Here is a 12,540-nt window from a genome sequence, read left to right on the forward strand (position 1 = left end):
TGGGGCGCAAGCCGTCGAGCTGCCGAAAAGTTTGCTGAAAGCGGTCGTTCGCTTTTTATACTACTAACGACCGCGAAGGGGTGGGAAGGCGGATGGCTGCTTTTGAGATGCAATCTCGGAAACCAGACGTTCCTCGCCGCCAAATGTGTAAGCTTCGAGCCGAATCTTTGTCACCGGCCAGTCAGGCATTTGAACAAAGCGGCGCTTAGTCAAGCAACCAAAAACGCTCGAAGTCACTCGACCGTAACGTAGTAGGACGGCATGCCGTAGCTGGCGAAGAGGCGGACCCGCACCGCTCTCCTGGCACTACCATTCCACGTCATACGACCTACCTCAATCTCGTGCAGGTTCCCGGTCGTTCCATCCAGCTGCCGCCAAAGGCATCCCACATGCTCCAGGTAGTGCGGCGGCGGCGCCGCCTCTCTCGGAAAGTCGGTGCGAACGAATTCGGCCACGCGAGGGACGAACACCGACGATCTGAAGTGATGCATGGCGTAAACATGGGCGATTTTGGCGATCAATTGGGCGAAGCGAACCATATCAATCGCTTGAGACGAAAAAGCGTCTAGTGAGTAACGCTGCAGCAATGCCGCATCCGCATTTATGTTGTAGAGACGAAAGTTGAACGGCCCATCTGCGTTGACCGGTCGCCTGCTGTAGGTGGATGCCGGGTAGAGCACAGGCATAACTAGGATCGTCGGATAGTGGACCAACGGGATGTATTCGTGCTCAGTAGTTTCCCGACCAATATCGAGTGGAAAGTTTGACTTCTTCAGAACGCCTTCCTTTCCCACGAGCGCGAAGGCCTTTCGGACGGGGTCGAGCATTTCCTGCGCTACCGAAACCTCAAACTTGGAAGTAGCTTTCTGGCAATCGAAGCAAGAAGCTTCGCGAAGCTCGAGGCCTGCGCCGAGGAACTCAGGTATCACGTGTTCGCCGGTCAGCTTCAGTGCGTTCCCGTCACCGTCATGGCCACGGCCGCAGTATACGCAGTTGCCAAAGCCCGGGAGGTTCTTCCTGGTCTTGACGGCCGAAAACGCCTCCAAGTGCTCGCCAATGAACTTGCCTTCAGCGAACATTCGGAATGCACCCCTGTTCTTTGGCGCGTAATCCACTGCGCCTACGACGGGCAGTGCCGCCAGATCCGCCCAAGCGAACTTCCAGTATCTGCGAACAGGCCCTGGCGAGGGCGGATCTCCAAGCATTTCTCCTCCTTGCTATCGTTGCGACCTTGGCTCGAGACCTCGCTACAGTGTACCGCCGTATGGGATACGACCCGTTGCAATCATGTCATCCAACCGCGCTGCCTTGACCCGCAGGCGCGCGATCACTTCTTCCAGGCCGCGCTTGTAATGCCGGATTTTCGCCCGTTCTTTCTCGCCGGGTGCGGCCATTTCGGCGGCATCGTAGCCGGCGAGGGTAGTTTCCCGGTACCCTAGGCTGCGATCAACACTTGCCTTCCATTTGACCGGATCAAAGTCGAGGTTGATCAGCGCTGCAGGCGCATTGGCGAACGAAGGAAACGGATCAATCGCTGTATACGATCCGTCGCTGGCGGTCATCCGACCGAGCATCAATCGAACGCAGTCGTCCGCCTGTTCATTGGCATAGCGCACCACGGATGGGTCGAATTGGATGAATGGGGTTCCAGCCTCTGAGACGTCTGCCTTCTTAAAAGCGACAGATTTTTCGGCGTGGAACGCTTCCATATATCCAGTGCCGGCAAATTGTCCGGCGGCGTGGACGATGTTACCCATTGTGATCACCCCGCGGCAAAGGCCGCCTTTGGACACCACTCTCGCGGCTGCGGTATGGCAGTGGTGTACAACGGTGATCAAACCCGCTGGAGACACTTCTGCAGACGCGACCATACAGTCCGAGACCTGCGTTACCTCGAAGCGAACGCCTTTTTCGATGTAAGTCGCTTTTGGGCACACAAAATGTCCGTTTATTCGAACTTTCTCTGCATCGGTCGCACTGCCCAGCGCATTTGTCAGCTCAAGTGCCCGGGTCAGATCGCCTCCGCTGGCCTCTGCAGCTTCGACCATGCTAGTGAAACCGACGATATCCACGAAGGCTATGAACTTCTCACTGACTTTCACGTTCAAACTCCGGACGTCAATTGGACTGGGTATCAGGGCTGCGCGCACCTGCTCGAAGACGGCCGATGTCCTGCAGGCCGAAAAACGGATATGCCATATCCCTATATTTTCGAGAACCCCTCTCAAACTTCTTCGAGTAGCACGATGGCTTCGAGCACCGAGATGCTGCAGGCCAAAGACATTGCCGATCACGTAGCCTACATGCTCACCTCGCATGAACTTCACTCATTGGAGTGTAGGCGAATGCTAGCTTTTGGGATTCAACGTTTCAATCACGAACGACCGCAAGGCCGTCGAAAGTTACTGGTCAGTAACGCGCTTTATTTCGGTCGTTACAATCGAAGCTGTTGACCCCAAATGCGGTCATTCGTTCACATAGCCATTCAACACTTCGAATATCGACGGAAGCTAGAGACACGCCGAAAGCGCGCTCTGCAACGATTGCGGCACCCAACGCAACGCATGTGAAGATCGCGCGACGAAACAGTCTTGTAGCGCAACAAACAAGATTGAAATGCGCCAAAAATTAATATATACGCATCATAAGCTCATTATGACGCAACAAGTGCGCAGGGAATCGCTATGGATCATTTTTCAATTGTGCAGGCTCTATGTCGTGCAGCAATAGCTGACGCATCACCAGCAATGCGGAAGCAGATAGAACGGCTAAGAGACGCATTAGCGAAGGACGGAGACCCGAAGCAGGCCGCCGCGTTGACCAGCATCCTTACGAGCGCGGATCGCACAAAAGAGCTTTCACCAAGTCGGATTGAGCGCTCGAAGTCTCAAATCCTCGGGGAGACACTGACGCGGAACACTCCGGTTCCGGTAGATCGGGAAACCGCCGCTGCGCTCGCCGACATCATTTTTCCAAGTGATATCCAGTCGGCGGCTCCCCTATTCAATTCAACGGTTGCTCAAGCGGTCGAAACCATCATTGAAGAATGGGCGAATTTCGATGCCTTGGCAGAAATCGATATCAGGCCATCCAAGACATGTCTGATGTATGGCGCGCCCGGTACCGGCAAAACGCGGTTGGCTCTTTGGATCGCGAAGCAGCTTGATCTGCCTGTCGTACTTGTAAAGCTGGACGGGCTTGTCTCTTCGTTTTTGGGGACCACCGCTCGCAACATCGGTAACCTCTTCTCGTTCGCAAACCGCTATCGTTGCGTCTTGCTGCTGGACGAGTTCGATGCAATTGCCAAAGTTCGAGACGATCCTCAGGAAGTCGGGGAAATCAAACGCGTCGTCAACGCGCTTCTTCAAAATCTCGATATCCGCCGCGATATTGGTTTCACAATCGGAATCACCAATCATCAGAAACTGCTTGATCCAGCCGTCTGGCGGCGGTTTGAAGTTCAGTTGGAAATTCCGAAGCCTGACTTTGGGATGCGTCAGGCGATCGCTTCCCATTTCATGCCGCCCGTCGAAGCGCCTGACGTCCACTTGCGATTGATCGCCTGGTTCACTGAAGGATCGACCGGCGCAGAAATAGAGTCGCTCGTCCGGACCTACAAAAAGGCGACAACCGTCCGCGAGGAAGATAAGCGCGGACTGTTAGATACATTGCGCCAGTTCGCCACCTTGAATGCTGGAAGGGTACAGAGTGACCGTCGCGCCCTGCTGTTTGACGAACCCGCCAATCTCTTTCGAGCGATGCGCGATGATTCCGCTTTGGCCTTTTCTCTCGCCGACATCGGTGAGGTAGCAGGAAAAGACAAATCCACCGTCAGCCGACAGCTCGGCCGCACGCCGAAAACTGGCGAAAACGAGGTCATAAATGGCTAGCCCGATCCAGATCGTTCTGAATACCGATAATTACCAGGAGGCTCGCGAAACCAATCCTGGCGGAAGCCAGAAGGACTTTTTCGCGCATCAAGATTCGGAGTTCGTAGCCCATCAGAAGGCGCTTATAAGTCAGATCGATACGATATCTGGCATCTTGAGCGCCCAGTCACAGGGGGATGTCGGCTTTGTAAAAGTTATCCTTCGTCGTGAGGCCTGGGCGAAAAGCCACCGCCCCGTCGCCAGCCTCTTTCGTCCTGGCCGCACTCCCGTAGTAGGTGGCGGCGATCTCGGTGTCATGATTGTCGAAGCGCGACCAGACACTTTGCGCCAGGTGGCCGGCGAAATCGCACGATGCGAGAGACAGACCACAATTCGCCGGAACGAAAGAACTGGCAAGGATGAGGTTCGACCATCTACCAGGAGGAGCGAGACCGGAGCAGTCGACCGGTTGGAGATTTATGGCCCTTCTGATCGGCGTGATTTCTCCGCAGAGCAGGCGATCGCTTGGCTCTCGAACCCCATGACGGGTGGGGCCTATCAGGTAGAGCTGTTTGATGTTCCGCCACCGCGTGCAGATTGGGACCGCCTCGACGCCGGCCATCGCCGATTGGTCGAAACATTCATCGCAGGTTTCCAAGCTCTCAATCGTGGCCTGTCCGTCGAAAAGCTCAAAGACGGTCAGCATGGCCAACCATTGCTGTCTGTTCGCCTCGACGCATCGAACGATCAGCCAGTGTTGCGCATAAACGAAACGCCGTATGGTGAAGGACGGCGAGATTTGGCAGCTTTCAATCCTGATGTAAAGCGCCATGCTCAATTGCTCGCGTTCCTCGACACACATCCGCTCGTCCGACGAATCGAATTGCCCGGCATAGTGATCAGGGCATCCGGGTCGGCCAAAACATCCGCCCGCTCACGTCCAACCACCGCTGCGATCCCGGTTCGTGACAGCAAGCGTACCTACCCGCGAATGGGTATCATCGACGGGGGCATAAGCGCGGCCTTGTCCGACTGGGTCATCGATCGCTGGGATATTCTTGCTGAGGAAGATACCGATCAGGCCCACGGCACCTTTATTGGTGGTTTGGCTGCTGCAGGATCACTTCTAAATGGTCTCGAAACGTGTGCCGAGCCTGACGGCGTGGAAATGGTGGACGTAGCGGTATTCCCGAGCGAGACGGCGGGGGCATTCGCTTCCTATTACCCAGAAGGCCTTCCGCAATTCTTCGATGAAATGGAAGCGGCTGTCTCCGATGCACGCGCACGACATGATGTGCGGGTATTCAATATGAGCCTCAATATCCTTCAGGCTGCTGCGCCGGATAGATATAGCCCGCACGCGGCTAGGCTCGATCAAATCGCCGAGTCGAATAATGCGGTGATTTTCATCTCTGCTGGCAACATCCAGCCGCAAGACCTTCGCCCAGAATGGCCGACGGATGCGACTACGGCTCTCTCCAATCTTGTGAATGCCCGCAACGATGGTCTCCTGACACCTGCGGAAAGCGCGAGAAACGTCGCAGTAGCTGCTCTCAACCCGCCGGGCCACGATGGATGCACCCCATTTGCTCCAACTCGGTATAGTCGCCGAGGACCGGGATTGCGCGCGGGCGTAAAGCCTGACCTTGCCCATATCGGTGGTTCTGGAACAGTTCATTCCACGCTCGGTCATGGGCTGTTTTCAATTCTCCCTGACGGTACGATCATTGACGGCTGCGGCACCAGCTATGCGTCGCCGCTTGTCGCAAAGACGGCCGCTATGCTGGATCATTTGATTGAAGGAGAAGTGTCGCGGGAGACGCTGATCGGCTTGCTCGTCCACCACGCAGAAATACCGGCGCCATTGCGAGGTAAGCCGTTGGCACCAATAGCAAAGCATATGGTTGGCTTCGGAATGCCGCCTGCGGCTGATCGTATACTCGAAACCGGCGAGCACGCTATCACGCTTGTTTTCGCATCGCGGATCCAGCGGGATCAGCAGATCAGTTTCCGTTTTTCCTGGCCTCCGTCGCTTGTCGGTCCGGGTGGAAAATGCCGCGGGCACGCTAAGGTCACGTTGGTTTCCACTCCACCTCTTGATGCTCGGTTTGGCTCGGAATTTGTCCGCGTTAACATCAACGCCGCGCTTCAGCAGGAAGAGGCGAGCGGATGGAGGCAGCGCTTGGAGCCGTTGTATCTCCCTTCCGTTCGAGGCTCAGGGATCGAGGCCGAGCGTATCGAACACGATCTGAAGTGGAGCCCTGTGAAGGTTCTCGCGAAATCTTTTCCGCAGGGCAAAGGACCGTCTTCCAACTGGCGATTATTTGTGAACTATCTGACGCGCGCCGGAGAGGTTATGCCGGAAGAGGGGGTTCCGTTCACGGCAATTGTCACCATCAGCGATCCTGATGCCGAACAGCCGGTATTCAACGATATGCGTCAGAGCCTTCAAGCTTTGGGTACACAGATCGCGGATATCCGAACCGCAGCTCGCATCACGCCGCGTGTCTGATGACGATCAACTTGTCACCGATGTATGGCCCGTCGCCAGATCGATCCTCCGAGCTACCTTGGGAGGATCATCATGTGATTGCTGAAGAGTCTGCCAACAAACTTGGCGGCCGCATCAAACATTGTCTTCGAAGCGCTTTTGATCACTTGAGGCGATCATGGACACTTCATCCGATCGATAGTGAAATGTCTTTGTTTCGGGCCATCACGGCTGAGGAAGAGGCGGCAACGGCTTTGATGCTCGCGATGAAACAGCGTCAGTATCCTGGATCGGAGAAATTGAACCCATGGGAGCATCGGCATAAAGCAGCGGTATCCCCATTCCTTGATGCTGTCGGCAACCTGCTTGCCGAAACCGGCATGCCACCTCCGCGTCTCTCTATCAACCGCGGAGACCGCCCAATGCTATCGATCAGTCTCGATCTGGGCGCGTTGACAGGCAAGGTAACTGGAGAGTTTGCGGCCGTCGACCATCCGTTCAACTATATGCTCAGAATGAACCATGAAGAAAAAGCATATATGTTCGAAGCCCAGTTACAGCAGCTTGCGTCGTCGCGGGGCGAAGCATCGATCAGACAGCTTGTACAAAACGAAGCCAATCTGAGGAATAGGCTGCTATACGCAACCGACCAAGGCATTGCTGAAGTGAGATTTAATGACAGCGTAATTCTAAGAAAGCGTGACCGTGTTTATCGGTTGGCACTGCTCACCATCGGAATTCTGCAGACCAAACAGCATCAACTTTTTGCGGTTCAATGCCTGCAGGCTTACTGCGCTGTGATCGGGCAAATCGTGCAGGACCTGATCCCGGCCAAGTCCTTGAGCCAGCCGCAAGGCTTCTATATGAGTGTAGCACAACAACCGGACGGAACGTATCTTCAAACGACATTATATCGGATTTCCGCCGATATTAAAATTTCGTCCAGATGGCTCGATGAGATGAGGGTCAATATTCCCGCCCAATCCGTCGAATTCTCTCAGGACCCATAGTTTGGCACATATATTCAGTATGATTCTCTCATCAGCTTGCTCTGATTCTTCGGCCGCCTTGGCAGATCCATTAGAATCACGCCGCAATTCAATACACCTATCCACAGTGGAAACATCTCAGGCGGGATGCCAAAGTTGTCCGTTCCGGATCACCTCTCGCCCAAGAGCCGTCAGTCTTCTTCCGGCCCCATTCCCGTCGTTTGAATTCGATGATTTTCACTTGCAATCAAGTCAGCCGACGACTTTTGTGCGCTAGTATCCTATGGCTGCACCAGCGACGGCTCGACTATCGATTGCGCCATAATAGCGGTTGTCGCCGCCTTTTTCGATGGCTGCCATATCCTTGCCACCGACAAGAATACCGGCTGCCTCACCCCAGACCGGCCAGTCATGGTCCTCACCAACCGTATAGCCCATACCGGTCAGTAGCCTGATCGTATCCGGCGAAAGAGCGTTTGCTTCCATATAGACCCGGTCGGGCAGCCACTGGTGATGGATGCGCGGGGCGTCAATTGCCTCCTGAATGTCCATGCCGTGGTCGATGACATTCATGATCGCCTCGAGCGTGATCGTGATAATGCGCGAACCGCCGGGACTGCCAATAACCATGAACGGTTTGCCATCCTTCGATACAATGGTCGGGCTCATCGACGACAAAGGTGATTTGCGCGGTTCAATGGCATTTGCTTCGCCTTGTATGAGACCATAGAGATTGGCCACGCCCGGTTTGATGGTGAAGTCGTCCATCTCGTTGTTGAGAAGAATGCCGGTGCCTTCGGCCACCTTGGCCGTGCCGAACGATCCATTCAGCGTATAGGTCACCGCAACAGCATTGCCGTCCTTGTCCACGATGGAATAATGCGTGGTTTCGTTGGACTCCTTGAATTCAGCCGGTTTCAGCGACTCGCTGACACCTGCGCGATAAGGATCGATACGACTGCGGATTTCTGCGGCATAGGCCTTGCTGGTGAGTTTCTCGATTGGATTATCGATGAAATCAGGGTCGCCCAATGCCGTGTTGCGGTCCACATAGGCATGGCGCATCGCTTCCACCATCAAACGCGTGGTTTCCGCCGAGCCATAGCCGAGATAGGAAATCGGATAACCCTCCAGCACGTTAAGGATTTCGCAGATGATCAGCCCACCCGAAGACGGCGGTGGCGATGAAACGATGTCATAGCCGCGATAGCTGCACTTGACCGGTTCCAGCTCGCGGACGTTGTATTGCTCGAAATCGGCCTTGGCGAGAATACCGCCTTTTTCCTCGCTCGACTTGACGATCAGATCGGCGATTTCGCCCTGATAGAAGGCTGCCGGACCTTTTTCCGAAATGGCCGAAAGCGACTTTGCCAAATCTGGCTGGACAAGCTTTTCACCCAAGGAAAGCGGTTTTCCGTCTTTCAGGAAGATTCTCGCCGCTGCCGGGTCTTTCGCCAGTCTTTCATTGCCGTCGGCAAAGGAGAGAATATCGCCCAGCTCCAGCGTAAAGCCGTCCTTGGCGAGTTTTAGTGCTGGATCAATCAGCTCCTCGCGCTTGCGGGTGCCATATTTTACGCGTGCCTCCTCGAGGCCAGCCACCGTGCCTGGCACGCCGATGGCGAGATAGGTTTCAGTACTGGCGCCCTCGACCGGCTTGCCATCCTTGTCCAGATACATGGTCTCAGTGGCGGCGAGCGGCGCGCGCTCGCGAAAATCCAGAAAGGTGCTCTTGCCGTCCTTGAAGCGGATCGTCATGAATCCACCCCCGCCGAGATTACCGGCAGTCGGATAGACAACCGCCAGCGCATAGCCGACCGCGACTGCCGCATCGACGGCGTTGCCGCCGTTCTTCAGCACATCGATACCGACTTGCGAGGCAAGATGCTGGGCCGTAACCACCATGCCATTCTGGCCTTCCGCCGGGGCTGGCGATGCCGCTTGAGCCAGAGGTAGATGACTTGCAATGGCGATGACAGCGGCAAGGGAAAGCGATTTCAGTGCGTAATGCTGCATGTCTTTCCTCCCAAGAGTTCTCCCGGATGGGCATCCGGTAATATCGTCCGCAATATCGATTGCAAAAGCAAGCAGGAGAAAATTATCCTGATTGATGTTGTGAACAGGGCGTGGGCGAGCGTGGGCGATACCAACGGGCCAACTTTGCGGAATGACGTGGTGATTTATTGCTTCAGACTTTATTGCAATGTCTGCAATCTTCGGGAACTACGTCGGAGTGATTAGCGCCTTCCGCTCATTGCGTAGCTCTATCAATAGCTTAGAAAGGCCAAAGGCTCAGGTCACGGGTTCTTTTCCCTTCAAGGCGATTAGGGATTTAGACATCATATTCAAGTCGCTGCTTGATGAACCCATTCGGAAAACTGTACGCCGATGGTAGTGGGTTTAATCGACTGATGCCGTAACAGATAGTATGATTTGTCGCTTCTTATCTTCAAATCGGGCAGAGGCGGAATAAGATCACCACGCTGAACGGCGTTCTCAGTCAACTCCAGAGCGCAGAGAGCAATCCCATTGCCTTCGATAGCCGCCTGCTCCAATAAAGCGGTATCGCCAATTATATGTCCGTTTCGGAAGTCCCTGGCCGCCAGATTCAGGCTTCCAGCTAATCTTGTCCATTCGCTGTAATCTCGATCGTGAAGCAAAGGAAAGCGTGCCAAATTTTCTGCCGTTACTTGACCATGCTCGTTCAAAAATGAACGGGAACACATTGGGGTAAAAATCAGATCCATTAGTGGTTCGCAATAAAACCCAGGCCAGCTGTTCTCATGACCCCATTTAATCGCAATCTCTGTATTGCCAGAGAATTCCAGTTTCTTGTCTGAAAGGTTTATCTGAAGTATCAGGTCGGGATGCTCTAACAGAAATGATTTCAGGCGCGGTGCGAGCCACTTCGTTCCGAAAGCCGGTTCGACTTCGATTTCCAGACGCGTGTGGTTGGCATTTTGCCGAATTTTGCCGAATACATTTTCCAATGAGTTCAATGCTGAATGAATATCGCTGTACAGTCTGTCTCCCGCTTCGCTCGCGTTAACGTTACGCGGGGATCTATCAAATAGTACTACGTCAAGCTCGTCCTCGAGGCGTTTTATGCGGTGGCTCACAGCAGATTGAGTCAGATGCAGTTTCTCAGCCGCCGTCGAAAAGTTTCTGCATTGGAATACCGCGATGAACGTCTGAAGCAGCTCTATACTGGGAACTCTAAATGCCGTCATGATGATGTTCCGTCATGTTCATTATGTTGGTATTTCGTTTCCCGTGAGTTTGTGATGCGTCTAATCCTGTCTCCATCGACATTTCCTAGATTACATTTCGTTTGATCAACAGGACAAAGAGACATGACGTTAAACTCGAACTTCGGTAACGAATGGCAAAATAAGGATGAAGCGACTTTGCGAAAAGAGCTCGCTGCAGCGTTCCGTCTTGCGGTGCTGAATGACTGGCATGAAAGTGTGTCTAATCACTTCAGCGTGGCACTCTCTGACGATGGTCGACGATTTCTCATGAACCCTCGTTGGCGTCATTTTTCCAGGGTTAAGTCTTCTGATCTGCTAGTCCTCAACGTCGATGACGAGCAAACGATGGCGCGAAGTGATGCTCCGGATCCTTCGGCCTGGACGATCCATGGCTGCATACATGCCGCTCGCCCTGATGCTCGTTGCATCCTGCACGTTCATTCGACCTATGCGACTGCGCTTGCCGCTCTCGCTGATCCACAAATCAAACCAATCGACCAGAATACGGCACGCTTTTTCAATCGCGTCGCTATCGACAATGAATTCGGTGGAATTGCGGACGATCTCGAAGAGGGCAAGCGGCTTGTTCAGGCGTTGGGGAACAAACGATCGATGATAATGGGCAATCACGGCATATTGGTAACTGCGGCGACGGTCGCCGAAGCCTATGATGAACTTTATTTTCTGGAGAAGTCCTGCAAAACGTTGATCCTGGCTTACTCCACAAATCAGCCGCTTAATATCATGCCTGATGAACTGGCCGAAAAAACCGCCCTGGAATGGGAAGATTACCGGGAAATGCCATTTGCTCATTTCTCCGAGATGTGTCGGCTTCTTGACGAGCGGGATCCATCTTACGCCCATTGAACGGTTCTGACGGGTGTCCATTGGAATTCTGACGCTAGGCATCAGGCAACATTGCTTCAAGCCGACGCGGTTAGTCCAGCCCATCGCTGATACACTGAGCCAGCGATGGGTCGGAGATCTATGAATTCTGTTCATCTCCCAATTCGTTGATGCGAAAGTCGTGCAGTTCCGCACCACGAAGCTGCATCAGCTTGGCGAGCCGCTGTGCGGTGTCACTAATTGCCCGACAATGTTCATCGAAGTCCTCTTCGATGACTGCGCGATATGGTCCTGTTACGCCGACAGCGTAAACCACCGGGGCGCGTGCAAGACGAATAGGAAATGCTATAGTTCCCAGTCCCGCTACATGCTCTGCCAGATCAGTTGCAAAACCGCGTTCACGAATATCGGCATATTCCGCCAAAAGAGCTTCCGGGCCGATTTTCGTTTGATCTGTGAATTGCACCAGATTTCGAGTGAGGAGTTGCTGGATGGTTTCAGGTGACTGAAAGGCCATGATTGCTTTGCCTGATGCGGTCGCATTGATAGGCATAGCCATGCCCGGCATCACATAGGTACGAACTGGGGTGTCCGGCGCGACGCACGTTACCGAACGAATGTCCCTGCCATCGAACTTTGATATAAACGCCGACTGACCGGTTTTCTCAGCTAATATTTGAAGTGGTTTCTGCGCCAGCGTCACAAGCCAGCCCGTATCGGGGGAGGTGTGAAGTAGTTTCAGGAGTCGGTCGCCGAGCTTGAATGTTCGGTTCCGTGAATTCTGTGTACTGATCATTCCGCTTGAAATCAAAGTGTGAAGCAAGCGATTCACCGTTGTTTTGGGAAGATCGAGGGCCGTTTCCAACTCGACGGCTGTGAGCCCCTCGGCAAACGGTGCGACGGTTTCCATAATAGCAATATATCGTTCGAGCGGACTATCTTTTTGCGTAGTATCGGTCATTCGTTCAATCTTCTGTGCCCTGGGTGACGTGTCAATTTCGGTTCCGTTTAAGGCTAGGTAAATTTTGCTGGTGAGCAAAGTGAAGAAGCCCGTAAGATCGATAATACTGTTTAAAGACCGATTCTTGACAACAGGA

General features: G+C 53.8%; 9 protein-coding genes. 4 read left to right on the forward strand and 5 right to left on the reverse strand.

Annotated elements, in window-relative coordinates; genetic code table 11:
- Positions 1-233: 233 nt before the first annotated feature.
- Both MKS82_RS27510 and MKS82_RS27515 read right to left on the reverse strand, forming a co-directional pair.
- Positions 234-1,205, reverse strand: coding sequence for a hypothetical protein (locus tag MKS82_RS27510; protein WP_240579540.1), 972 nt, complete (start codon positions 1,203-1,205; stop codon positions 234-236).
- A 42-nt stretch (positions 1,206-1,247) separates the two neighbouring features.
- Entirely contained in the window at positions 1,248-2,102 is an 855-nt protein-coding gene (locus tag MKS82_RS27515) for a hypothetical protein (RefSeq protein ID WP_240579541.1), read from the reverse strand.
- A gap of 582 nt (positions 2,103-2,684) precedes the next feature.
- Between MKS82_RS27515 and MKS82_RS27520 the strand changes: the two genes are divergently transcribed.
- From MKS82_RS27520 to MKS82_RS27530, 3 genes are all read left to right on the forward strand, one after another.
- Positions 2,685-3,890, forward strand: a complete 1,206-nt coding sequence (locus tag MKS82_RS27520) for an AAA family ATPase (protein ID WP_445558103.1) — start codon at positions 2,685-2,687, stop codon at positions 3,888-3,890.
- Complete coding sequence (locus MKS82_RS27525; RefSeq protein ID WP_240579543.1) at positions 3,883-6,381, forward strand: S8 family serine peptidase; 2,499 nt, start codon at positions 3,883-3,885, stop codon at positions 6,379-6,381. Before MKS82_RS27520 ends, MKS82_RS27525 begins: the two co-directional genes overlap by 8 nt.
- Before the next feature lie 74 nt (positions 6,382-6,455).
- On the forward strand, positions 6,456-7,370 hold the full coding sequence (locus MKS82_RS27530; protein ID WP_240579544.1) for a hypothetical protein: 915 nt from the start codon (positions 6,456-6,458) through the stop codon (positions 7,368-7,370).
- Between the two features lie 252 nt (positions 7,371-7,622).
- On the opposite strand, the gene ggt is transcribed toward MKS82_RS27530, so the two are convergent.
- Positions 7,623-9,362 (reverse strand): gamma-glutamyltransferase, encoded by a 1,740-nt coding sequence (gene ggt, locus MKS82_RS27535; protein WP_240579545.1) that lies wholly within the window; start codon positions 9,360-9,362, stop codon positions 7,623-7,625.
- A 329-nt stretch (positions 9,363-9,691) separates the two neighbouring features.
- On the reverse strand, positions 9,692-10,576 hold the full coding sequence (locus MKS82_RS27540; protein WP_240579546.1) for a LysR family transcriptional regulator: 885 nt from the start codon (positions 10,574-10,576) through the stop codon (positions 9,692-9,694).
- Positions 10,577-10,699: 123 nt separating this feature from the next.
- Here MKS82_RS27540 and MKS82_RS27545 point away from each other — a divergent pair, with 123 nt between their 5' ends.
- Positions 10,700-11,464 carry a class II aldolase/adducin family protein gene (locus tag MKS82_RS27545; RefSeq protein ID WP_240579547.1) on the forward strand — a complete coding sequence of 255 codons (765 nt, stop codon included), beginning with the start codon at positions 10,700-10,702 and terminating at the stop codon, positions 11,462-11,464.
- Between the two features lie 118 nt (positions 11,465-11,582).
- Here the strand turns inward: MKS82_RS27545 and MKS82_RS27550 are convergent, their stop codons facing one another.
- Positions 11,583-12,404 carry an IclR family transcriptional regulator gene (locus MKS82_RS27550; protein ID WP_240579548.1) on the reverse strand — a complete coding sequence of 274 codons (822 nt, stop codon included), beginning with the start codon at positions 12,402-12,404 and terminating at the stop codon, positions 11,583-11,585.
- Positions 12,405-12,540: the final 136 nt, after the last annotated feature.

This window comes from Ochrobactrum sp. A-1 (assembly GCF_022488005.1).
Classification (GTDB): Bacteria; Pseudomonadota; Alphaproteobacteria; order Rhizobiales; family Rhizobiaceae; genus Brucella.